General features: G+C 49.5%; 16 protein-coding genes. 11 read left to right on the forward strand and 5 right to left on the reverse strand.

Annotated elements, in window-relative coordinates:
* Positions 1 to 51: 51 nt before the first annotated feature.
* On the reverse strand, positions 52 to 1,974 hold the full coding sequence (gene dnaK, locus HXZ99_RS10840) for a molecular chaperone DnaK (protein WP_194757307.1): 1,923 nt from the start codon (positions 1,972 to 1,974) through the stop codon (positions 52 to 54).
* 94 nt (positions 1,975 to 2,068) lie between these two features.
* Complete coding sequence (gene grpE / locus HXZ99_RS10845) at positions 2,069 to 2,701, reverse strand: nucleotide exchange factor GrpE (protein WP_407928523.1); 633 nt, start codon at positions 2,699 to 2,701, stop codon at positions 2,069 to 2,071.
* Positions 2,702 to 2,877: 176 nt separating this feature from the next.
* On the opposite strand from grpE, the gene nadK reads away from it, so the two are divergent.
* The 4 genes from nadK to HXZ99_RS10865 all read left to right on the forward strand — a co-directional run bounded on the left by nadK (position 2,878) and on the right by HXZ99_RS10865 (position 8,877).
* Positions 2,878 to 3,798 (forward strand): NAD(+) kinase, encoded by a 921-nt coding sequence (gene nadK, locus HXZ99_RS10850; RefSeq protein WP_228517951.1) that lies wholly within the window; start codon positions 2,878 to 2,880, stop codon positions 3,796 to 3,798.
* A 100-nt stretch (positions 3,799 to 3,898) separates the two neighbouring features.
* Complete coding sequence (gene recN / locus HXZ99_RS10855) at positions 3,899 to 5,581, forward strand: DNA repair protein RecN (RefSeq protein WP_194757308.1); 1,683 nt, start codon at positions 3,899 to 3,901, stop codon at positions 5,579 to 5,581.
* A 109-nt stretch (positions 5,582 to 5,690) separates the two neighbouring features.
* Positions 5,691 to 6,038: an outer membrane protein assembly factor BamE gene (locus tag HXZ99_RS10860; RefSeq protein ID WP_194757309.1), complete on the forward strand. Its 348-nt coding sequence runs from the start codon at positions 5,691 to 5,693 to the stop codon at positions 6,036 to 6,038.
* Between the two features lie 97 nt (positions 6,039 to 6,135).
* A complete protein-coding gene (locus HXZ99_RS10865) occupies positions 6,136 to 8,877 on the forward strand; it encodes an insulinase family protein (RefSeq protein ID WP_194757310.1) in 2,742 nt (913 codons plus the stop codon).
* 151 nt (positions 8,878 to 9,028) lie between these two features.
* Here HXZ99_RS10865 and fadJ read toward each other — a convergent pair whose 3' ends face one another.
* Both fadJ and fadI read right to left on the reverse strand, forming a co-directional pair.
* On the reverse strand, positions 9,029 to 11,155 hold the full coding sequence (fadJ, locus tag HXZ99_RS10870) for a fatty acid oxidation complex subunit alpha FadJ (protein ID WP_194757311.1): 2,127 nt from the start codon (positions 11,153 to 11,155) through the stop codon (positions 9,029 to 9,031).
* On the reverse strand, positions 11,155 to 12,468 hold the full coding sequence (gene fadI, locus HXZ99_RS10875) for an acetyl-CoA C-acyltransferase FadI (protein WP_194757312.1): 1,314 nt from the start codon (positions 12,466 to 12,468) through the stop codon (positions 11,155 to 11,157). Before fadI ends, fadJ begins: the two co-directional genes overlap by 1 nt.
* Positions 12,469 to 12,800: 332 nt before the next feature.
* Here fadI and HXZ99_RS10880 point away from each other — a divergent pair, with 332 nt between their 5' ends.
* The 7 genes from HXZ99_RS10880 to HXZ99_RS10910 all read left to right on the forward strand — a co-directional run bounded on the left by HXZ99_RS10880 (position 12,801) and on the right by HXZ99_RS10910 (position 22,022).
* Complete coding sequence (locus HXZ99_RS10880) at positions 12,801 to 13,760, forward strand: AAA family ATPase (protein WP_194757313.1); 960 nt, start codon at positions 12,801 to 12,803, stop codon at positions 13,758 to 13,760.
* A 25-nt stretch (positions 13,761 to 13,785) separates the two neighbouring features.
* Positions 13,786 to 14,754: a DUF58 domain-containing protein gene (locus HXZ99_RS10885; protein WP_194757314.1), complete on the forward strand. Its 969-nt coding sequence runs from the start codon at positions 13,786 to 13,788 to the stop codon at positions 14,752 to 14,754.
* Positions 14,751 to 15,218, forward strand: a complete 468-nt coding sequence (locus HXZ99_RS10890; RefSeq protein ID WP_194757315.1) for a DUF4381 domain-containing protein — start codon at positions 14,751 to 14,753, stop codon at positions 15,216 to 15,218. Before HXZ99_RS10885 ends, HXZ99_RS10890 begins: the two co-directional genes overlap by 4 nt.
* Entirely contained in the window at positions 15,211 to 16,206 is a 996-nt protein-coding gene (locus tag HXZ99_RS10895) for a VWA domain-containing protein (RefSeq protein WP_194757316.1), read from the forward strand. Before HXZ99_RS10890 ends, HXZ99_RS10895 begins: the two co-directional genes overlap by 8 nt.
* On the forward strand, positions 16,194 to 18,023 hold the full coding sequence (locus tag HXZ99_RS10900) for a VWA domain-containing protein (RefSeq protein WP_194757317.1): 1,830 nt from the start codon (positions 16,194 to 16,196) through the stop codon (positions 18,021 to 18,023). Before HXZ99_RS10895 ends, HXZ99_RS10900 begins: the two co-directional genes overlap by 13 nt.
* Entirely contained in the window at positions 18,024 to 19,766 is a 1,743-nt protein-coding gene (locus HXZ99_RS10905) for a BatD family protein (RefSeq protein WP_194757318.1), read from the forward strand.
* A 75-nt stretch (positions 19,767 to 19,841) separates the two neighbouring features.
* The gene (locus HXZ99_RS10910; RefSeq protein WP_194757319.1) at positions 19,842 to 22,022 is read left to right on the forward strand and encodes an OsmC domain/YcaO domain-containing protein; all 2,181 of its coding nucleotides are present in this window, start codon (positions 19,842 to 19,844) and stop codon (positions 22,020 to 22,022) included.
* A gap of 81 nt (positions 22,023 to 22,103) precedes the next feature.
* On the opposite strand, the gene HXZ99_RS10915 is transcribed toward HXZ99_RS10910, so the two are convergent.
* Positions 22,104 to 23,972: a SurA N-terminal domain-containing protein gene (locus HXZ99_RS10915; protein WP_194757320.1), complete on the reverse strand. Its 1,869-nt coding sequence runs from the start codon at positions 23,970 to 23,972 to the stop codon at positions 22,104 to 22,106.
* Positions 23,973 to 23,983: the final 11 nt, after the last annotated feature.

Genomic DNA, 23,983 nt, shown 5'->3' on the forward strand with positions numbered 1-23,983 from the left:
GCGTTCCTCTCGGTAACGCCCGTGTTGCGGAAGGAGTTACACGCGCAAGAATTACTTCTTCTCGTCGTCCTTCACTTCTTCAAACTCAGCGTCTACCACATCATCTGCGGCATCACTTGCGGCACTGTCATCGCCACCTGCTTGTTGCTGTTGCTGAGCTTGCTGCTGCGCAATTTCCATCAGCTTCTGTGATTTTTCCATCAACGCTTGCGATTTCGCTTCAATCGCTTCTTTATCGCTTGCTTTGATTGCATCTTCTAAATCACTAACTGCTTGCTCAATGGCTGCTTTGTCTTCTTCTGGCAGTGCATCACCCGCTTCGTCAATTTGCTTTTTAGTCGCATGAATCAACGCATCGGCTTGGTTACGCGCCTGTACCATTTCTTCGAATTTCTTATCTTCTTCAGCGTGTGCTTCCGCATCGCGCACCATGTTCTCGACTTCATCGTCGGTTAAACCAGAAGATGCCTTAATCGTAATCTTCTGTTCTTTGCCTGTGTCTTTATCTTTCGCCGACACATGCAAAATACCGTCTGCATCGATATCGAAGGTTACTTCGATTTGTGGCACGCCACGTGGTGCTGGACGAATTCCCTCAAGGTTAAACTGCCCCAAGGATTTGTTGTCCGAAGAGCGCTTACGCTCACCTTGCAACACATGAATCGTTACCGCAGATTGATTATCATCGGCCGTTGAGAACGTTTGCGATTTCTTGGTCGGAATCGTGGTGTTTTTCTCAATCAGCGATGTCATCACACCACCCATGGTTTCAATACCTAGGGATAATGGGCAAACATCCAGCAGCAATACGTCTTTCACGTCGCCTTGCAATACACCGGCTTGAACCGCTGCACCCACCGCGACCGCTTCATCTGGGTTTACATCTTTACGCGCTTCTTTACCGAAGAAGTCCGCAACTATTTGTTGCACTTTTGGCATACGGGTTTGACCGCCCACCAAAATAATGTCGTTTACATCGTTTACTTTTAATCCGGCATCGGCGAGAGCCTGTTTTACGGGCTCAAGCGTTTTCTTCACCATATCTTCAACTAGCGACTCTAGTTTTGAGCGCGTGAGTTTGATGGCCATGTGCTTCGGACCTGACGCATCAGCAGTGATATACGGTAAGTTCACTTCTGTTTGTTGCGCCGATGACAATTCGATCTTGGCCTTTTCGCCCGCTTCTTTTAAGCGCTGCATTGCCAAAGGATCTTTACGTAAATCAATGCCTTGGTCTTTATTAAACTGCTCAACCAAGTAGTTAATCACGCGGTTATCGAAATCTTCACCACCCAAGTGGGTGTCACCGTTGGTCGCCAACACTTCAAAGGTGTGCTCGCCATCCACTTCATCAATTTCAATAATTGAAATATCGAAAGTACCGCCACCTAAGTCATAAACCGCAATAACATTATCGCCTTTCTTACGATCCATACCGTAAGCAAGCGCGGCAGCTGTTGGCTCATTGATAATACGCTTAACATCAAGACCCGCGATGCGGCCTGCATCTTTGGTTGCCTGACGCTGCGCATCATTAAAGTATGCAGGAACAGTAATGACCGCCTCGGTTACTTTCTCACCAAGGTAATCTTCTGCAGTTTTCTTCATTTTCTTCAATACTTCAGCAGAAATTTGCGGTGGCGCTTTCCTTTCACCCTTCACTTCTACCCAAGCATCGCCGTTATCTGCCTTTTTGATACCAAATGGCATGATACCGATGTCGCGCTGCACTTCTTCGTCTTCGAAACGACGACCAATTAAGCGCTTAATCGCATACAACGTATTTTGCGGGTTTGTGACCGCCTGACGTTTCGCCGGCGCACCAACAAGAACTTCACCGTCATCCGCAAATGCAACAACGGATGGGGTGGTGCGATCGCCTTCTGCGTTTTCAATCACGCGTGGCTTATCACCGTCCATAATAGCGACACAAGAATTTGTTGTGCCTAAATCGATACCAATAATTTTGCCCATGTCTTTCTCCAAACCTTTCAATTTGTTGCCGGGATGTCATGGATATGGGGACACCCCAATCTGATTTCAATAGAAACTTTGTGGTCTTTTTTGTTTACGCACTCGCTGCTTTGGTAACCATTACCATCGCCGGGCGCAACAAACGTCCATTCAGCAAATAACCCTTTTGCATTACATAAAGCACCGAGTTCGGTGGTAGTTCAGCATGCTCCTGCATGCCCATCGCTTCATGCAGCTGCGGATTAAACGGTTGTCCTTGAGGGTCGAGCACTTCCATACCAAACTTTTCAATGGTGCTGAGAAACCCTTTGTGAGTCATTTCAATTCCCTCAGCAATTTTCGCTTGGGCTTCGTCATCCTTGTCGATGGTTTGCAGTGCCCGTTCGAGGTTATCAATGACTGAGAGTAATTCGCCGGCAAATTTTTCCAGCGCAAAGTTACGGGCCTTCTCAACTTCGAGTGCGGCTCTGCGTTTCGCATTCTCGGCATCAGCGGCAACGCGCAATGCTCTTTCTTTCTCTTGCGCAAGCTCGTTAGCGAGTATCGACACCTTACGCTCAAGTTCAGCGACACGGTCATCGCCCTCTGCGTCTTCAGTAACCGCTTCAACACCGTCGTCTAGCTGCTCTGCAGACTCAGCGTGTTGCTCTTCTTCATTAACCGGCGCCGCTTGCTGGTCCTGCTCGTTTGGCGCCATCGATTCGTCTGATTGGCTTTGCTTTGTCATGCCATGCTCCATCGTTTCTGTCCGATCTTTCGTAGTTCGGATACAATGATTAACCGTTGCGAAGGGATATGGGGGCGTTCTAGCTGAATTCAAGAAAAAATTTTCAGCTTTTGACTTATTGATCTCTACCAGGAAACTCCGTAGCTTTAAGGCATTGATCTTAAATGGAGCCGCTCATGGCTACGCAGCCTCATTCGCCACCCGAGAAACGAGATATGTCGACCCCAGCATTTTCCGTTGTTGGCCTGTTGTGTCGCAATGAATCCGACTCAGCCTCTGAGACATTACACGCCCTCATCTTGGCCTTGAAAGAACATGGATTCTCCCTATTGCTCGGTGAAGATGCGCCCGATTGCATCGAGGGCAGCGCCCTTGAACGCTGCAGTCTTAAGCAAATAGGTGAGCGTGCTGAGGTGGCGATTGTGATCGGGGGTGACGGTCGCATGCTCGGTGCAGCGCGCACGCTTAGCCAACACGATATCGCCGTGATTGGCGTGAACCGCGGCAACTTAGGATTTCTTACTGATGTGGCGCCCGATGAGGCGGTACAACAAATTTTAGAGGTGCTATACGGCCACTACCGCACTGAATACCGCTTTCTTTTAGATGCGATAGTTACTGATGCACAGGGCAACCAAACCCGCGGCAATGCCATGAATGAGGTGGTATTACACTCAGACCAAGTGGCTCACATGCTCGAGTTTGAAGTGAGTGTGGATGAACAATTTGTATTCAGCCAACGCTCCGATGGCTTAATTATCGCCACCCCCACTGGTTCTACTGCTTATTCCTTGTCTGCCGGCGGCCCCATTTTAACGCCTGAGCTTGATGCCATTACCTTGGTTCCCATGTTCCCTCACTCGTTAAGCAGCCGACCTATTGTAGTTCCTGGCGATAGCAAAATAAGCATCAAAGTCGCTCCCGATGAAGAGCCATTACATATCAGTTGTGATGGACACATTAAGCTATCCGTGTCGCCAGGTAGCACGATTCATATTCGCCGCCAATCCGATCGCCTTCGTCTTATTCATCCGCTTACCTACAATTATTACCACGTGTTACGAAATAAGCTGAATTGGGGCAGTCGCCTCTTCTGATTTTTTTTCATACAACATATTGCGCTACTGGATAAACACTGTATATTTACTGTATAGATAAACAGTATCGCAATTCGTTTATGGAGAGGCTGGAGGCACTATGCTGACTCAACTAAATATTCGTCAGTTTGCTATCGTCGATCATCTTGATATTGATTTTCAAAAAGGTATGACCGCAATTACTGGGGAAACGGGTGCAGGGAAATCGATTGCACTGGATGCACTCAGTTTGTGTTTAGGGGCGCGTTCGGAAAGCCACATGGTGCGTCCTGGGGCCAATAAAGCGGAAATCACTGCAAGCTTTTGCGTGCGTCAATTACCCCACGTTCTAGAGTGGCTAGAAGAGCACGACTTATCACTTGATGACGTTCAGGATAACGAAGATAGCTGTATTATCCGCCGTACTATTTCTGCAGAAGGTCGCTCAAAAGCCTTTGTCAATGGGGCTCTTGTTCCAGTGGGGACACTTAAAGAGTTAGGCCGTATGCTCATCAGTTTACATGGCCAAAATGAGCATCACCTGCTCATGAAAACTGATTACCAAATGCAGTTGCTCGATCAATTTTCTAACCATGCATCGTTATTGGCCGCCACGCGTTCATCGTTCCAGCAGTGGCGTCAACTTATCCGTGAACAGCGTGAGTTGCAGCAGCGAGTTGAACACGAAAATGCGCGCCGACAATTGCTTGAATATCAAGTTGGGGAGCTCGACGACTTTGCCCCTTCGGCAGAAGAATATGAACAGCTAGAAAGCGACCATAAGCGGTTAGCGAATGCCTCGACACTGGTGGATGATGCGCAATTTAGTTTGGGCACCCTATACGATGGTGAGCACAACAATGCTTATCATCTTATTCAAGCGGTGAAACAACGGCTAGAGCATAGCTTAAGCCTTGATGATCGCTTAGCCCCAATTGTTGATCTGCTAGAGTCGGCATCGGTTCAGGTGGAAGAAGCAGTCCATGAGCTGCGCCACTATCAAGATGCTATCGAACTTGATCCAGAAGCCTTGCGCACTTGTGAAGATCGCTTGTCGCAAACGCTTCAACTGGCGAAGAAGCATCAGGCAGCCCCTTCTGATTTGGCGCAAATTCATGCCCAATTAAAACAAGAGCTGTCAGAAATTACAGCGTCAGAATCGCGTCTGGCAAATCTGCAACCAGACATCGACAAAGCATGGCAGAGTTACGCAAAGGCCGCTGATGCTTTGTCACAAAGTCGTCGCAAAGCGGCTGAAAAACTGGCGGCACAAGTTACTCGCAGCCTCCATGAATTGAATATTCCTGATGGCGAGTTTGTCGTCAACATTGACTCTGACATCGAACAACATCACAGCGCCCACGGCCAAGATATCATTCAGTTTTTGGTAAGCGCCAATGCTGGGCAACCGCTGCAACCCATTCAGAAAGTCGCCTCGGGGGGCGAGTTGTCGCGCATTAGCTTAGCTATTCAAGTGCTCACTGCAGGAAATGGCAATTTACCAACACTGGTATTTGACGAAGTTGATGTGGGGGTAAGTGGTCCAACGGCGGCAACAGTCGGCAAGCTATTGCGGTCTTTAGGCGAAAACAACCAAGTCCTATGTGTTACCCATCTTCCGCAAGTTGCTGCACGCGCCCATCAGCAATTATTCGTAAGAAAGCTAAAGCAAGATGGCAAAACACTCACCACGATGGAATCTCTAAGCGATTCCCACCGAGTGCACGAATTGGCCCGTTTACTCGGCGGAGATACCGTCACAGAGCACGCTATAGCGAACGCACGGGAACTTCTCGCCGGTTAGTCGGAACTTTTTATCCACATAAAAGACCAATAAAAGCCTCGGACGTCTGGTGTCCGAGGCCCCTTTTACGCTAAGATTTAACTCTGAATTTTGGATACCCGGTTTATCTATGAGAATTATTACGGCTTTAGCACTCGCATTCGCTCTTACAAATTGCGCAGTTTTCGATCCATTGGTTTATAAGATCGACATTCCTCAAGGCAATTATGTAGAGCAACAAGACATTGATCAGCTGCGCGTTGGCATGACCAAAGAACAAGTTCGCTTTGTCCTTGGTTCACCGGTTGCAGAAAACGCTTATCGCTCTGGCGAGTGGCATTACGTGTATCGGCTGAAGCCGGGCCGTGGGTCTGTAACGACACGTCATTTAACCGTCCACTTTGATAATGAGTTGGTTGCGAGCTTAAGTGGCGATTATGAGACGCCAGAGGATTTCTACACGCCGTTAGACGACTAATCGTTTAGAGGAAGATGAGGGAGCTACCTCGGGCACACGAAACGTGCTGCGACGCAATTTCGCAGACAGCGAAACTAAGAGGCAATAGGCAACAAGCATGAGCCAATCGCGCAGCACCTTTGTTCCAGATTCTAGCCTCCATGACCATCAAGGCTATCGTTGGATCTGGTTACCCAACAACTTTCCTGTATTGCTCGTTCATATGCCGGAAGCTCAGCACAGTGCCGCCTCTTTTGCGGTAAACGCTGGGCATTTTCATGATCCTGACAATGCCCCTGGCATCGCCCATTTCCTAGAACATATTCTCTTTCTTGGTTCCGAACGTTGGCCTGATCCAGACGCATTTGGACAGTTCGTGCAACAGCAAGGTGGCCACTACAATGCGTGGACCGGCACTGAACACAGTAATTTCTATTTTTCGGTACAGGCGGATGCGTTTGCTGAAGGGCTAGAGCGCTTTCATTCGTTATTGCACGAACCCTGCTTTGATCCCGCTTGGGTCGAAAAGGAACGGCAGTCCATAGAAGCTGAGTATCGACTCAAGCGCAAAGATGAGCTGCGCAGATTGTATGAAGTACATAAGGTAACTGCGAATAAAAAACACCCATTTGCCAAGTTCTCTGTTGGAAATGCACAAACGCTCGCAGACCAACCGGATTTAAGCATACGGGAACGTCTCATCGAGTATTATCAAACCCATTATCAGCCTCAGCATAGCACGCTCGTTTTAGTAGGCCCGCAATCCTTAGATCATCTGGCGCAACTTGCTAGAGACACGTTTGATCCCTTTGCTAATCGACAAACTGAGTCAACGCGGTGTGATCTTCCCGATGAACCCATGTACCTGCCGGAGCAGCTCGGCAGTTTTATCTATGTGCGCCCAATTAAACAAGCAAGTCGATTAATTATTACCTTTCCCTTACCTGATATTAATCACGACTACTTGCACAAAACCACATCCTTTATAGCCCATTTACTCGGTTATGAAGGCCCGGGAAGCCTATGTCATTGGCTGCGAGAACAACTGTGGATTACCGAGTTGTCTGCCGGTGGAGGCATGAGTGGATATAACTTTAAGGATTTCACCCTTAACTTACAGTTAACCGATGCGGGTATGCTGCGCATCGATACTATTTTGCAGGCGTGTTTCCAGTTTATCCGCACGGTGGCAAAGCAAGGCTTAGAGCCTGAGCTTTATGCTGAGCGGCAAAAGATGATTGGCCTTGCCTACCGATTCCCGGAAAGTGTTCGCCCGGTAGATCTGGCATCTCAGCTTTCTATTAATATGTTGCACTATCATCCTGATCACGTTATCAGCGGCGACTACCGAATGGACGGACTCAATCTCGAATTTGCCGAGCAGCTGCTTGCGCTCATGCGCCCAGAGCGCTGCAGAGTGACCGTGATTCACCAAAGTGTACCGGTTAGCCAACGCTCCAAATATTATCATGCAGAGTATTCGACTATCCCGATACGCTCTGACCAGCTTGAGCAGTATCAGCGCGACTTAACCGATATTCGTTTTCAGGTGCCCAAAACCAATCCATATATTCCAGAGCGGCTTGATCCATTGGCACTTGAAGCGGTGCCTAACAGCCAACAAGACGATACCAACCCTAGGCTCTATGCAAAAGCGCCTGGCGTGAAACTCTGGCATCTACAAGAAACCGAGCTCGCTGTACCCCATGCACATATCTATCTTTCGTTGCAATTACCTCTTTCTAATGCCAGCGCCCGTAATCATGCCATTAGTCGCATGTGGTGTGAGCTGGGTCAAGATGCACTCAACGAGCAATTTTATGATGCAGAAGTTGCTGGAATTCACTTTAACTTGTACACGCAAAGTTCAGGTATCACACTGCATATTGCAGGCTTTTCGGATCGTCAACCAGACCTATTTAAAGATTTAGTTACCACATTGGCGGCGTTACGTCCGAATGCCGAACAGTTTTATACGGCGCGTGATCAGATGCGACGCAATTGGGAGGCTATGCATCAGCACAAACCCATCAACTATCTCTTTTCGATACTGCATCACAAGCTACAGTATGGTGCGTTTACGGCACAGCAGTTAGCCGATAGCATCGCTGATTTGGATTATGAGCATTACCTCAACCTTTTGCCTGGAATGTTGCGGGATGCCCAGGCAATTCTATTGATTTATGGGGATAGCGAAGCAACGACAGCACGCCACTTAGCCCACTGGGTTAGCGAAAATTTCCCTGTGGTTGCAAAACCAAAAACCCCTATTGCGCGGCATGTAAGCAGATTAGAAGAAGGCGTGGTTGAGGCCTCTTTTTACAGTGCTCACACCGACCATGCGTGTGCTTGGTTTTATCAAGGGCGAACAACGGATATGGCTGAAAAGGCCAGTTTTTTAATGCTCAATCAGCTGCTATCGCCGCGCTTTTTTAATGCATTACGCACCGAACGTCAGCTAGGTTACTTGGTTGGATCAAGTTATGTGCCAATGCACGGTTTGCCCGGCCTCCTCTGCTACATTCAAAGTCCGAGTCATAACGCCGAGCAATTGAGCGATGAGATGACAGCCTTCGCGGGACAGTTTGTGCAGGAGTTGCAGGCCCTCGATGATGACGCTTGGGAAAAGGCTAAACATGCAATTCTCACCCATTTAGGAGAAAAGTCGGTTGGATTGCGCTCCAGAGCACAACGCATGTGGAGTTCTATTATTAATAACCAGGGTGAGTTTGGCCTTGCCGAGCGCATCATGGAACAGGTACATACGTTAGAGAAAGGTGACTTTGTACGCTTTGCCGCAGAGCGTTTGGTGCACTCCCCCAATGCCATGGTTATGCGTTCAACCCGCGATCAAAGCTAATTGCGCTAGCTGCAAGTTACCGCCTACGGGTTGCTTGCAGCGCGATGTGCGGCAACTTTTGTGACTACTTCATGTTTTGCTCACGTTATAAAAAAAGCGCTGGAACATCCTGTTGACGTTCCAGCGCCTATCCTGACCCTTTAAACATTATCTAGTCGTAAAATTTACGTCCCTCTGCCGCCATATCGAGGAGTAATTTACACGGCTTAAAGCGATCCCCTTCCGTCTTAGCATAATGCTGCAAACGTTCAACCACATGCGCCACACCCAGGCTGTCCATATAACGGAATGGGCCGCCTCGGAACGGTGGAAAGCCGATGCCATAGATAGCACCAATATCGCCATCACGAGGTGAGCGAATAATGTCATCCTGCAAACACCACGCGGCCTCATTGAGCATCGGTAACACGCAACGTTCTGACATTTCTGCGCTATCCAGTTTGCTCTGTGGGGTAATATCAAACAAGCTATACACGCTCGTATCTACCTGCTTATCCTTAGTTTTCTTGTCGTATCGATAGAAGCCTTTCTTGGTTTTTCGCCCTTTACGGCCATCATCAAGCAACTTACTAAACGCATCCGGTGCTCGGAATCGATCCCCTAGCTCATCCGCAAGAATAGGTGCCACTTTTGCTGCAACATCAATTCCAACTTCATCTAATAAGGTTATTGGCCCAACCGGGAAGCCAAATTTCACCAGGTTTTTATCTAAGGTCTCAATCGGTTCCCCGGCCAATAACAAGCGTGCGGCTTCATTCATGTACGGCGCAAGTATGCGGTTCACGTAAAAGCCAGCACCGTCTTTCACGACAATAGGTGTTTTACCCTGCTTTTTCGCAAACTCAACCGTCGTCGCAATCGTTTCATTCGACGTACCTGAGTGCGTAATGATTTCAGCCAATGGCATTTTTTCTACTGGCGAGAAATAATGCAGACCAATCACCTGCTCAGGGCGCTCTGCCTTTGCCGCAATTTTAGTGATTGGGAGTGAGCTAGTATTGGTTGCAAAAATTGTGTGTTTGCCGGCATTGTTTTCAATATCCGCCACCATATTCTGCTTTAGTTCTAAATCTTCAAACACCGCTTCGACAACGATATCTGCATCTTTAAAGCCGCTATAATCGAGGGTACCGGTGAGCATGAGAAGATCTCGCTGCACTTCGGTTTTACGCATAATTTTGCGCTTCAATTTAGGCTCAAGCAATTTCGAATGATAGGACAGCGCATTCTTAATGCCGTCATGATTGATGTCTTTCAATCGCACCGGCACTTTTGCTTTACTGATCGTGACATGCGCAATACCGCCACCCATCAAGCCACCTCCAAGCACGCCCGCCTTTTTTACTTTCTCAGGCTGCACGCCATCAGCGCCGGTTTCTTTCTTAATTTCAGTGGTCGCGAAGAAAATATTACGCAACTGATAGGATTCGGAAGACATGGCTAATTCACCAAAGCAGCGCGCCTCATACTCTAATCCCGCTTGCATACCCTTGCTCATGCCATATTTCACTGTCTCAATAATTTTATCTATTGCTGGATAATTGCCATGGGCTTTCTTCTGCGCCTTCTCGCGCGCTTTACTGAAAAGAACACCACTGAGAGGCCCTTCAAGCACTTTGCCCATCAAATTCAACTTGGGCTTACGCTTTTTCGGCTTCCCTTTCAGTGCTTTCTCCACTGCGGCTTCAAGTAGAATGCTTTGCGGAACAATTTCATCCGCCAAACCCATTTTTAATGCTTGTTTCGGGCGTAACTGTTTTCCCGTCAGCATCAAGGTTAACGCTTCTTGAACTCCCACTAAGCGCGGCAAACGTTGAGTACCGCCTGAACCGGGTAATAATCCAAGTTGAACTTCAGGTAAACCCAACACAGTTTTCGACGAATCACTGATCACGCGTGCGTGGCAGGCGAGGGCTAATTCCAGCCCGCCTCCTAGCGCCGGTCCATGAATCGCGGCAACAACTGGTATTTTTAACGATTCGAGGCGGTCAAATAGAGCTTGGCCTTGACGTGCCAAGCTTTCCGCATCAGCGGCTGTTTCGCATTCACTGATCATGCGAATATCAGCGCCAGCCACAAACGAGCTAGGCTTTCCGCTGATGAATACCAACCCTTTCAATTGACTATCCGATTCAACCTGTTCCATTAAGTCAGCGACTTCGTCGGCAAAGGTCGATTTTAAGGTGTTCATGGATTCGCCCGGAACATCAATGGTTACCACACCAATACGATCATCGCGGACTTCGAGGGTAAAAGCTTTCTTCGCGTTATTCGTCATTATTCCGTCTCCAATATCACTGCAGCACCTAAGCCACCTGCTGCGCAGGCAGTGGTGAGTGCGGTGCCACCGCCGCGGCGTTGAAGCTCGCGCAGGGTTTGCGTCAGCATACGCGCCCCGGTTGCCGCAAACGGATGACCGTAAGCAATCGAACCACCCAACACGTTGAATTTCGATTCATCAATCTCACCGATAGCTTCGGAACGATTGAGCTTATCTTTGGCAAATTTCTGACTGGCAAACATTTTAACGTTCGCTAAGGTTTGCGCTGCAAAGGCTTCATGCATATCAATAAGATCAAGATCACTCAGCTTCATTCCCGCGCGTTCGAGAGCCAATGGCGTCGCATAAGACGGGCCCATGAGCATATCTTCGTACACATCGATGGCAGAAAATGCATAGCTGCGAATGTAGCCGAGGGGGGTGTAGCCCAATTCTTTCGCACGGCTTTCAGTCATCATCAGTACTGCTGCTGCACCATCCGTGAGTGGTGTCGCATTAGCTGCGGTTACGCTTCCGTGTTTTTTATCAAATGCCGGACGCAACTTGGCATAACCGGCTAAATCGGAGTTTTCGCGAATATTATTATCGCGCTCAAGGTACTCCTTAAATGGCGACACATGCGCCACCATTACTTCATCGCTCAACAGGCCTTTTTCCCAAGCCTCATGCGCTCGTTGGTGCGACCGATGGGCTAACTTATCTTGGTCTTCCCGAGAAATACCATGTGACTTCGCCATTTGCTCAGCGGTTTGGCCCATGGTTAAGCCTGTGGAATATTCGGCAACCGCCGGCGGAACTGGCATTAAGTCTTTAAACCGCAACCGCTTTAGAATGCTTAAACGCTGGCCAAGACTGCGCGCCTTGTTTAAATCAACTAACGCCCGCGCTAAAGTTTTTGACACACCAATAGGTAGCACCGAGGAAGAATCCGAGCCACCCGCGATACCGACCGAAATAGTACCTGCCAACATCGCCTCAGCAACACTCACTGCCGATTGGAAACTGGTGGCACAAGCTCTACTGACGCTGTACCCATCGGTAGTGACCGGTAAACTAGTCGCCAACACAATTTCTCGTGCAATGTTGGGCGCCTCGGGCATTTGTACCACTTGACCAAATACCAATTGATCCACGATGTTCGGATCCAAGCCCGTTTTCTGAATCAATTCTTGCACCACCATAGCGCCCATATCCAATGCAGGTACGCCATGGAAAAAACTTGCTTGCTTCGCAAATGGTGTTCTTAAGCCTGCTACAATCGCTATGCGATCACCTTGGGGGGTTCGCAAACTTTGTCCCGGAGCTGACATATATATCCCCTACTCGTTTAGTGGTCTGACCACGAATCACTCTCGATTCTACTGAGATTTATAGAAAAATAAAACCTTCGCTTTATCATAAGTGATTTCTAGTATAGATGATTGATGCGAACCCACATGGAATCCGTACTCATGATATCTTGTGTTAGGGCCGTACAATCCCCATATATCGCAATATGATGTTGGTTATCGTAAATCAGACATGGGCAAGGAACTCAGGATTGCGCTAGCGGTCAATGAAATCGCAATTATTTCAATCGTGCGCACATAGGTTTGATTCGATACCATTACGCCGAACCTATCAACAACAAAAAGAGGTAGTTATGGCCGCAGCGGTCGCATTTAGGCAACTTCAGGACTACTTAAATACTCAGGTACTAGGTCAGCCAAGCTTGGTTGAACACCTGTTAATTGCCATTCTCGCCGATGGGCACCTGCTTGTTGAAGGGCCTCCTGGCCTGGCGAAAACCCGCGCGGTACAGGCGCTATCTAAAGGGGTCGAAGGGAATTTTCACCGTATCCAGTTTACTCCCGATTTACTCCCTGCGGATCTCACTGGAACCGATATCTATCGTCCTGAAACTGGCGAGTTCGTATTTCAGCAAGGTCCCCTCTTTCATAACTTGGTACTGGCAGATGAAATCAACCGGGCGCCGGCCAAAGTGCAATCGGCACTGCTTGAAGCTATGGCTGAACGACAAATCACTGTCGGACGCAGTACCTACCCATTACCCGCTTTGTATACCGTGATGGCCACGCAAAACCCGATAGAGCAGGAAGGCACCTACCCGTTACCAGAAGCGCAACTCGACCGTTTTCTACTGCACTTGTCGCTCGACTACCCAGATGCGGTTACCGAGCAGCAAATTCTTACACTCACGCGCAGTGAGCGCCTTGAAGGCGAAATGGAGATGACAGCACCGGTTTCGCAAGATGCTATTTTTGCAGCACGTAAAGAACTGCTTACGTTGCACATGGAACCCGATGTAGAAGCCTATTTGGTCGCTTTAATCATGGCAACACGCCACCCCGCAGATTACGATGAAGAGCTCGCACAATGGATAGCAATTGGTGCAAGCCCTCGGGCGACCATTGCTCTCGATCGATGTGCGCGGGCTAAAGCTTGGCTAGCTACACGTGATTTTGTGACGCCGGGTGACGTCAGTGCGCTGTTGCATAACGTCCTTCGCCATCGGTTAATCCTCAGTTATGAAGCAGAGGCTGATGGCATTCAGAAAGATCAGGTTATCGATCGCATATTGCAATGCGTACCTGCGCCTTAATGGTGCGGATGAGGGCTCATAGGCTATGTCGAATTCGGTAAAATCGACCCCATTTTCATCTCAGGATTGGCTGGCGGCGCATCATGCCAACGGGTTTTCGTTGAGTATGCCGGAATTGCTTGCCTATCGCGCCTGCCCGCTGCGCTTACCGATGCCAAAACGACAAGGTACCGTTCGCCAAAGCGGCAATAAACTGAGCCGCTTTCGCGGTCGCGGGATGGAGTTTGATGAAGTTCGGCATTATCAGGCGGGAGATGACATTCGAGCCATCGATTGGCGCGTTACTGCACGTACGGGTAAAACCCACACCAAGTTATTTCGCGAAGAAACTGAACGGCCGGTGTTTGTCTGTGTCGACTATGGTCAAAGCATGTTATTTGGTTCCGAGCTTCTGTATAAATCAGTGCAAGCGGCTCACATTGCCGCCGGTGTGTGTTGGCATGCCATTCAACGGGGTGATCGGATTGGCGGGTTGATTTTTAATGCATCAGCACACATGGAAGTACGTCCGCAAAGCCGCCAGCATGGGGCATTGATGCTGCTGAAACAGCTTATCGCCATGCATCCGGAGCGCCCTCAAACATTTGCTAAACATCCAGAGCCGCAACGCTTAGTTAAACAGATTCAGCGATTGCACACCCTTTGCCGTCCCGGTGCTGACGTAGTGATTATCAGTGATTTCTCTGAGCTCAACGATGAAAGCCTTAGCCTCTTACGCGGCTTACGCCGCCATCACGCAGTAACCGCTATCTTAGTGGACGACCCTTTAGAACATTCGTTGCCAACGGCACTGAGAAGCGAATGCCAATTTTATGATGGCGAACAGCAGCGACAAGCACTACTAAACGATCCTGGTTATCGCACTGAGTGGCAACATCGTGCGGAGAATTGGCGTGCACAACGCCTGCAGTTGTTGCGTCAGGTCGGAATTCCTGTGTATACGGTCAGTGCTGCCTTACCTGCCGAACAGCAGTGGCATGAGGTGCGTGCATGAATCCGCTTGATCAATTGCACGATATTGTTCCGCCCGAACCCGTGGGCTGGTGGCCGCTAGCCTGGGGCTGGTGGGTTCTCATCGTGATCCTGCTTGTGGCAGGAAGCATTGTTCTTTGGCGTACACTAAGCCGGTATTCTAAATTGCGACCACAGCGTTTAGTGTTGGCGCAATTACAGCAACCTCATAGTAGCCTAACCCAAGTAAATATTACCCTTAAACGCGGCTTGCTTATGGCCAATGGGAATACGCCTTGTGCTCATTTACACGGTGATGATTGGTTTGACTACTTGGTAACTTCTTTACCGAGTCGCCATCAGGCCGATTTCCAAGCGCAACTTGCTCCCTTCCGAGATCGTCTATATCAAGCACATCAAGCTGACGATGTGACTCGCTATCAGGCATTAATTCGACAGTGGGCGCAACGGTCATCCCGCCTTGAAAAAGGGGGTGGTCATGCTTGAGTTTGCTTGGCCTTTGCTATTCTGGTTATTGCCATTGCCACTGTTAGTGCGCTTCTTGCTGCCCCGCATTCAACGCACCGCCGCGGCAATTTGGATGCCTCAGGCCCGCTATCTTGCACCTGAGTATGAAGCGAAAGCCGGCGGGCATTGGGCGCGCTGGATTTTACCCAGTCTAATTTGGATTGCGCTTGTATCCGCCGCTGCTCAGCCCCGTTGGGTAGGCGACCCTATTGCGCTGAACCCCGAAGCTCGCGAAATCATGATTGCCCTTGATCTGTCTGGCAGTATGCAAATGGACGACATGGAACGAAACGGCCGCGCAGTCACACGGTTAGAAGCCGCCCATTCCATCTTAGCCGACTTCATTCGCCGGCGTACCGGTGATCGCATAGGCCTCATTGTCTACGCCGATTCGGCACACGTTTACGTGCCCATTACTTCTGATTTAGAAACCGTAGCAACCATGGCGGAAGAAGCTTTTATTGGCCTCGCTGGACAACGCACCGCACTTGGCGATGCGATCGCCCTATCGATTCGCTATTTCCTCGAACGTGAGAGCCAAGAGCGTGTCGTGCTGATGCTCACCGATGGTATGATCAATACGGGTCAAATTAATGCCGAACAAGCCCTACAACTAGCGCGAAATCATGATGTCAGAATTCATACCATTGGCATTGGCTCCGATGAAGTCACAGTGCAGGGCATCTTTGGTGAACGCCGTTTGAATCCTAGCGCAGATCTGGATGAAATATTCCTCAATGAACTCGCTCGCGCCACTGGCGGCGAATACTTTCGGGCCCGCAGCAGTTCGGAAATGGAGCGCATCTATGAGCTCATTGACCGACTTGAACCTATCGCCAATGACGAACAATATCTTCGTCCTCAGCGCAGTTTAGTGCATTACCCAGTGAGCGTAGCACTGCTCGCCCTTGTGCTTATGTTATTGCCGTCACCACGTCAATTCGGGGGCCGCACATGGAAATCATAACCTTTGGCGTATTCTGGTTACGTCCGGCGTGGCTATTGCTTCTAATCCCGCTCGTGTTACTCACGCCCTACCTGTGGCGGCGGGCACGACGACAGCATGAAAGGCATCCACTTATTGCGGGTCATTTGGCCGCTCATTTGTATAAAGCCAGTCATCAAAAACGCAGCTGGCTCGCACCCGTGAGCTTATGCTTGAGCCTGTTCTTGGGAGTTATTGCCCTCGCTGGCCCTGCCGTTGAGAAAATACAGGTACCGGTCTTTAATACTGAGCGCGGCGCCGTGCTGCTATTTGACGCCAGTATCCAAACACGCGCCCAAGATGTCGCTCCTGATCGCCACACCCGTATGCGTTTCAAGGCGATTGATCTAGTGAATCGATTTGGCGATGGTCAATTAGGACTCATCGCCTATGCCGGTGATGCCTTTACAGTAACGCCGCTCACCCGAGACAGTCGTAATATATTGCAAAGCTTGACTGTGCTCGAACCCGAAGTCATGCCGACGCCGGGTAATGATCCCCTGCTAGGTTTCGAAGAAGCTGCGCGCTTGTTAACCGATGCTGGCTATCGCAGCGGTGATATTTATTGGATTACGGGCGGCATCAGCAATCGCGATATGGAAGATGTTCGTCGCTTTATGCGTAATCAAAACTGGCGCGTGAACGTGCTAGCCGTTGGAACAAGCGAAGGTGCTCCGGTGCGAGGCGCCGACGGTGAACTGGTTCGCGATGAGCGTGGGCGCATCCTTTTGCCTCGCCTTGAACCGGCCTACCTACAACGTATTACGCAAATGTCCGGTGGTGTTTATGTCGAGTATCGCCAAGACAACCGCGATATCGACGCGCTTTTAGCGGTTTCTGAAGCCGATAGGCACGACTTTGTCGAAACCTTGGAACAAGGCGACCAATGGCGTGACCTAGGTCCCTATATTGTGCTACTCATCCTTCCTTTTGCACTATTTGCGGCGCGCCGTGGGGTGCTGTATATGCTTCCCTTGTTGCTCATACCGACCCTTTTGGTGCCGCGCCCTGGCTATGCCATGAGTACCGAAGACCAGACCAGCGAACGTCCAGCACAGGTCCAGCTATCGCTTATTGAGCAAAGTTTTCTTAATGCGGATCAACGCGGTGAGCGTTTATTAGAACATGGCGACTATGCGCAGGCGGCGGAGATTTACCAATCACTCGCGCATCGAGCCCAAGCGTATTACCGAGCAGGTGACTTTGACCAAGCTGCAGAACTCTATGCACAACTCGATGGCCCCCACTATCGCTATAACCTAGGAAATGCTCTTGCCCACATAGGGGCACTTGAAGAAGCGCTAGCGGCCTATCAAGAAGCCCTATCTAAGCGCCCCGATTGGCAAGAAGCTATAGATAACTACGAGTTAGTCAAATCCTTGCTTGAACAACAACAAGATGGAAACGGCAATGGTGATCCCGATGCTGAACAACAGGACGAGAACGGGGATTCGCAAAGCACTGATCAGCAATCGTCGGATACCGGCCCCCAGGAGCCAACAGACTCAGATGACCGCACGGATGGCGATGATTCCACAGAAAATGGCGAACGCGACGACGAGACCACGGACACCGACGAACAAACGCAAGCTGATGCTGATGCGGAGGGCGATGGCGCCCGCCCAGATGAAGAGCCAATACCATCAGTGCGGGATTATGATGATTTGTCTGACGAAGAGCGCGCCGAGTTGGAGCAATTACTTCGTCGCGTAGAAGAAGACCCCGCTTTAATTCTGCGAAATCGACTGCAACGTGAAGCGCAGCGACGTCAGATGCAACGACCACCTCGAGGATTTTAAATGGGACAGACAGGATTTACTCTGCTTCGGCGTAACGGTATGCAATGGCTTGCTAGCGTCATCCTTTTGCTGGCGACCTGCTTGGCTGTTCCAGCGCAAGCCCAAGACCTTCAGATATCTGCCAGTTTAAATAAAAATCCTGTGTTGGAGTTTGAGGCTTTTACCCTAACCGTTACGGCAAATAGGGCGCTTCCTCGTAACGCATTTCAACCTGAACAGGTATTGCGCGGGTTCGATGTTCGCGGCACCGCAGTTAGTTCTGCGTCCTCCACAATTAATAATCAAACCGTACGCACCACAGAATGGCGGGTAACCTTGATCGCTCCGCGTGCCGGTGATTATGAAATTCCAGCGATCACCATTGAAGGCGTGCAAGCGCCCGCAATTCCATTTCAAGTGGTGGAAAGCCGTAGTAGTGACGCCCAAGATGACGATTACTTCTTGCAGGCAGAGCTCGATACCCATCAACCTTATGTGCAGCAACAGGTGCGGCTCACGGTGCGTTTATATCTAGCCATGCAGCTGGAGAGCGGCAGCATTCAGTTGCCCGACTTAGAGCACTTTCACGTGGAGCAACTGGGTCAAGATCGGCAATCCCAAGACATTATTGAAGGTCGCCGTTACCAAGTTCTCACACGCACCTACATCTTAACCCCCCGCCGCAGTGGCGACTTTTCTATTCGCCCGATTCGCTTCGACGGTCAAGTCCGCACGACACCCAGTGGCGGATTTAGTGCCTTTGGTCGACTTGAATCAATTTCTGCGCGTTCTGATGCATTAACCCTCGAAGTGCGTCCACGCCCACGTGACTTTAACGGCCACTGGCTGCCCAGTGAGCACGTGATGCTGGAAGAACAATGGGACCCAAGCGAAAGCCTATGGACGCTGGGCGAACCCATTACGCGAACTATTACGTTTACTGCAGCAGGCGTGCGCCCAGAACAATTACCGGAACTAGAGCAGGATTACCCTCAAGCCATGCGCGTCTATCCTGATCGGGGTCAAAGTGAAATGCGCGTGCTGCGAGGCACTCCTGTTGCTCGCGCGCAATACAACACGGCTATCATCCCAGCACAAGCTGGCGAGTTCACACTGCCAGCCGTGCGTGTGCCTTGGTGGAACACGCAAACCGACCAATTGGAATACGCCGAATTGCCAGAACGAACTATCCGAGTTATCAGCCCTCCCGGCGGGATTTTGCCACCTGGAAACCTTGATCTTTCGGAGCAACCTGAAAGACCGCCGGAACCTACAGATAGAGTTCAAACCTATGTTTCCGCTGAATCCTCAGATCAGCGTACCGTCTCCGCCCTATGGTGGTTACTCACAGGACTATTTTTTATATTGTGGATTATCACCTTAGTGTGGGCGCTGCTGTGGGCACGTAAACAGAAACCTCAACAACGCGCCTCAACGACGGTTCCAAGTAGTGCTCGACATGCGCTGCAGGACATTAAAAACGCCTGTCAGAAAAATGACGCACCGGCGTGCAGAACCGCGCTCTATGCTTGGCATCATGCGCGTACTGGGCGTCCTGCGAGTGACTTGAGCGAGATCGCCAACAGCCTCGGGTCAAGCGCCCTCGTCACTGCATTTGAAGCCTTAGAAGCGAGTCTCTACAGCGCTCAAAAACCTGAGTGGACAGGCGGAAAAGTGTTATGGGCTGAGCTCTCGGCCATTCATCGCCGACATCAAAGCAACACAGGTAACCAGACCTTGCCGCCTCTGTATCCATCCCATTAGAAGCGGCAGATTAATCCACGAAAACAGGGTACAATAGGCCATATCATCCGATTGCCTAACCTCGGTACCCTGTGCATGGAAATTAAAGTAAATTTTCTCGACAATCTTCGCTTAGAAGCTAAGTTTGACGATTTCACCGTGATCACTGACCAGCCTATTCGCTACAAAGGTGATGGCTCAGCACCTAGTCCATTCGACTATTTTCTCGCGTCGTCTGCCCTGTGTGCTGCCTATTTTGTGAAGGTCTACTGTCTATCTCGGGATATTCCGACCGACAATATTCGTTTATCACAAAACAATATTGTTGATCCTGAAAATCGCTACAATCAGATATTCAAAATTCAAGTCGAGCTGCCTGAGCATATTTCAGATCGTGATCGGGAAGGGATTTTACGCTCCATTGATCGCTGTACCGTAAAAAAAGTGGTGCAAACGGGGCCTGATTTTCAAATTGAAACCGTGGCCAACCTCGATGAGGATGCCCAAGCGCTCCTTCTGGCAAACCCTCCTGAGAACGCCGCAACTTATATTCCTGGCAAAGATCTGCCCCTCGAGCAAACGATTGCAAACATGACGGGCATTCTCGCAGATTTAGGCATGAAGATTGAGATCGCCTCATGGCGAAATATCGTGCCTCATGTCTGGTCACTGCATATTCGTGATGCTGCCTCCCCTATGTGCTTTACCAATGGCAAAGGCGCAACTAAAGAGAGCGCCCTTTGCTCTGCGCTTGGGGAGTTTATCGAACGCCTGAGCTGTAACTTCTTTTACAATGATCAATTCTTCGGTGAGGAAATTGCGAGTCGTGATTTCGTTCATTATCCGAATGAGAAATGGTTCCCTTTAGAAGATGACGATCGCGTGCCGGAAGGCATTTTAGACGATTATTGCACCGCCATTTATGATCCGGAGGGGGAACTGCGCGGCTCCCACCTTATTGATACAAATTCAGGCAATAAAGACCGCGGGATCTGCGCCCTTCCTTACGTACGTCAGTCGGACGGTAAAACCGTTTATTTCCCGTCAAATTTAGTCGAAAATTTATTCTTAAGTAATGGCATGAGCGCTGGCAATACGCTCGCAGAAGCGCAAGTGCAGTGCTTATCCGAAATATTTGAACGCGCCGTTAAAAAACGAATTATTGAAGAAGAGATTTGTCTGCCAGACGTGCCTGCGGATGTACTTGCAAAGTACCCTGATCTTGTTGAAGCAATCCAAGCTTTAGAAGCACAAGGCTTTCCTGTCTATGTCAAAGATGCGTCTTTAGGTGGGCAATTTCCGGTCGCCTGCGTCACCATTATGAATCCTCGTACCGGTGGCGTATTCGCATCGTTCGGCGCCCATCCAAGTTTCTATATCGCACTTGAACGTAGTTTAACCGAGCTACTGCAGGGGCGGAGTTTCGAAGGGTTGAACGATATTCCATTGCCAACCTTCAATTCCATGGCAGTGACTGAGCCGAATAATTTCGTTGAACACTTTATCGACTCCACCGGCGTGATTTCTTGGCGTTTCTTTAGCGCTAAAGCGGATTACCCATTTCACGAGTGGGATTTTTCTGGCAGCAACCAAGAAGAAGCAGATACCCTATTTGCTATCTTGAGCGCCATGAACAAAGAAGTGTATATGGCAGTGCACACCGATTTAGGCGCTCCTGTATGCCGTATATTGGTTCCCAATTATTCCGAGGTGTATCCCGTTGAGGATCTTATCTGGGATAATACCAACGTCGCCTTAGATTATCGTGCCGACATTTTGAATCTTCATCGTTTAAGTGACGACGAGCTCACTGATTTGGTGAATCGTTTAGAAGAGAGTCAGTTAGACAACTACACCGATATTATTACCTTCATTGGTGTGGAGTTTGATGAAAATACGGTGTGGGGTCAGCTCACCATTCTAGAGTTAAAACTTTTAATCTGTTTAGCATTGCAAGACCATGAAGCGGCATACGAGTATGTGGAAACATTCTTGCAATACAACGACAATACGGTAGAGCGCGTTCTGTTCTATCGGGCCGTGCATGGTGTGCTTGAAATCGCCTTAGACGATGATCTGCACCTTGAAGACTATTTGCTTAGCTTCCAACGCATGTACGGTACCTCAGTCACGGATGCCGCTGTGGGCTCTGTAGACGGCAGTATTCGATTCCATGGCCTGACACCTACCAACATGCAGCTAGAGGGCTTAGACAAGCACCTGCGTCTTATTGAGAGCTATAAGAAGCTCCATGCAGTCCGTGCAGCAAGAAGTTAACCCGAATTACCCCGCTTCATAATAAAAAAAACCGAGCATAGGATGAACCCATGCTCGGTTTTTTATGCGCTCTCGCTTAAATTACAAGCGACGCTCTATCTTCGCTTTCGATTTTAAACCATCCATCAGCGCTTGATAGGCAAGCTCTGAACGTTGGCCTTCAATCTGACGACCAAAACGTTGCTGCTCTGCTGCATCAGGAACGCCAGGCATAATATCGGTTAGCTCGATAATAGCAGCATCGCCATTTGCCAAGGTGACCGTTGCAAATGACGCCTCATCCGAGTGAGGCATGCGGAACAACTGCTGACGCACAGCGCCTGGCAATTCACCACCAAAACGAGGGGCGGCGTCGATTACACGAAACTCAATGGTTTCTGAATCTAAGCGTTCACCCGCTTGCAACTGTGCGAGCAATGTCGCGGCGTATTCTGCCGCCAATCGCTCTGCTTGTTGCTCTGCAAGGTAGGCCTCAATATCTTGACGCACTTCTGCTAAGTCGCGAATACGTGCTGGCTCATAGTCATCTGCCCGCACTACAAGTGAGCGACGGTCCAGTTCGATGAGTTCGCTGTTCATATCCATTTCCCGAACGTCGTCTGAGAACGCCTCGGCAAGCAAACGTGGATCATCATATCCTTCCGGCGCATCGTTGCGACGAATCCAAGGTGATGTTTGTACTGTTAAGCCAAGTTCCTCAGCGGCCACATCGAGTGTATCGGGAACTTCGAAAGTAACGCGCGCAAGTTGCTGCTGCATTTCAAAGTAACGACGCTCTGCTTCAACTTGGGCAATATTACGGCGGATATCGTCAGCCACATCGGCAAATGACGATGTCTCAGCCGGAACAAGTTCCGTGAGTTTAACCAAGTGAAAACCAAACTCAGAACGCACGATATCCGACACTTCACCTACTTCGGTAAGCGCAAAGCCGGCATCTTCAAGATCAGGATCAAAGCTGTCACGCTCTAACCGACCGAGTTCACCGCCATCCTCACCACTAAAGATGTCGTCTGATTCAGCTGCTGCGAGATCGGCGAAATCTTCACCTGCCTCGAGCCGTGCTTGAATCTCTTGAATGCGCTCGTAGGCGGCATCTTCATTCTCACCGAATTCAACAAGAATGTGCGCAATCGAACGGATTTCTTCAGAAGAGAATGCCGCTGGATTTTGCTCGTAGTAAGCGCGAACTTCGTCTTCGCTCACCTCAATTGAGGCAACGACATCATTGTAATCTAGAACCACATAAGCCAAGCGTATACGCTCTTCTTGGCGAAACTGTTCTTGATTATCAAAATAGAAGTTCTCGACGGCCTCGTCTGTGACATCAACTTGATCAGCAAAACGCTCCACCGAAATTGTCGCAAAGCGACCAGAACGGCGTTCGTTTTGTAATCGTTGCAAACGCTCAATTTCATGAGGCAGTGCGAATTCTGAGCCTAAGGTGCCTTGCAGCATCATAATGCGGCTCATTTCCGCTTGCAGATAATCCCGGAACATTTCTGGCGTGAAGCCCGCGTTATTTAAAATGCGTAAATAACGATTGTTATCGAATTGTCCGCCGTCCTGAAATTCAGGCATTTGTCTGATTTGATTTCGCAGTGCTTGGCTTGATTGCTTAATGCCAAGCTTGCCAGCAAGTTCTACCGCCAGTTGTTCTTCAATCATTTGCTCAAGAACATCACGGCGCATTTGCCGCATGTAGTTCTCATCAGCAGCAAGCAGATTGAACATATCGCCAAACTGTTGCTCCATCATTGAGCGGTGATTTTGATACTGGCGCTCAAACGCTGCGCGACTAATTTCTTGATCATTTACTTTGGCCACGTAATCGGAGGCACCGCCTCCTAAGTACGCACTAACCCCAGTAAATGCGAATGCAATTATAATTAGGAACAGGATAACCCTAACAATCGGGCCCTGCGCCCCTTCACGAATCCTATCGAGCATGGTTTATCTCT

Origin of the sequence: Aliidiomarina indica (assembly GCF_015354615.1) — a bacterium.
GTDB lineage: Bacteria > Pseudomonadota > Gammaproteobacteria > Enterobacterales > Alteromonadaceae > Aliidiomarina > Aliidiomarina indica.

Excerpts from the sequence above, each read along its gene's own strand:
- nadK (WP_228517951.1), top strand. The coding sequence starts at position 2,878 with ATGGCTACGCAGCCTCATTCGCCACCCGAGAAACGAGATATGTCGACC.
- HXZ99_RS10915 (WP_194757320.1), bottom strand. The coding sequence starts at position 23,972 with ATGCTCGATAGGATTCGTGAAGGGGCGCAGGGCCCGATTGTTAGGGTT.
- fadJ (WP_194757311.1), bottom strand. The coding sequence starts at position 11,155 with ATGACGAATAACGCGAAGAAAGCTTTTACCCTCGAAGTCCGCGATGAT.
- HXZ99_RS10865 (WP_194757310.1), top strand. The coding sequence starts at position 6,136 with ATGAGCCAATCGCGCAGCACCTTTGTTCCAGATTCTAGCCTCCATGAC.
- HXZ99_RS10905 (WP_194757318.1), top strand. The coding sequence starts at position 18,024 with ATGGGACAGACAGGATTTACTCTGCTTCGGCGTAACGGTATGCAATGG.
- HXZ99_RS10885 (WP_194757314.1), top strand. The coding sequence starts at position 13,786 with ATGTCGAATTCGGTAAAATCGACCCCATTTTCATCTCAGGATTGGCTG.
- dnaK (WP_194757307.1), bottom strand. The coding sequence starts at position 1,974 with ATGGGCAAAATTATTGGTATCGATTTAGGCACAACAAATTCTTGTGTC.
- HXZ99_RS10895 (WP_194757316.1), top strand. The coding sequence starts at position 15,211 with ATGCTTGAGTTTGCTTGGCCTTTGCTATTCTGGTTATTGCCATTGCCA.
- HXZ99_RS10900 (WP_194757317.1), top strand. The coding sequence starts at position 16,194 with ATGGAAATCATAACCTTTGGCGTATTCTGGTTACGTCCGGCGTGGCTA.
- recN (WP_194757308.1), top strand. The coding sequence starts at position 3,899 with ATGCTGACTCAACTAAATATTCGTCAGTTTGCTATCGTCGATCATCTT.
- HXZ99_RS10880 (WP_194757313.1), top strand. The coding sequence starts at position 12,801 with ATGGCCGCAGCGGTCGCATTTAGGCAACTTCAGGACTACTTAAATACT.
- HXZ99_RS10890 (WP_194757315.1), top strand. The coding sequence starts at position 14,751 with ATGAATCCGCTTGATCAATTGCACGATATTGTTCCGCCCGAACCCGTG.
- HXZ99_RS10910 (WP_194757319.1), top strand. The coding sequence starts at position 19,842 with ATGGAAATTAAAGTAAATTTTCTCGACAATCTTCGCTTAGAAGCTAAG.
- fadI (WP_194757312.1), bottom strand. The coding sequence starts at position 12,468 with ATGTCAGCTCCGGGACAAAGTTTGCGAACCCCCCAAGGTGATCGCATA.
- HXZ99_RS10860 (WP_194757309.1), top strand. The coding sequence starts at position 5,691 with ATGAGAATTATTACGGCTTTAGCACTCGCATTCGCTCTTACAAATTGC.
- grpE (WP_407928523.1), bottom strand. The coding sequence starts at position 2,701 with ATGACAAAGCAAAGCCAATCAGACGAATCGATGGCGCCAAACGAGCAG.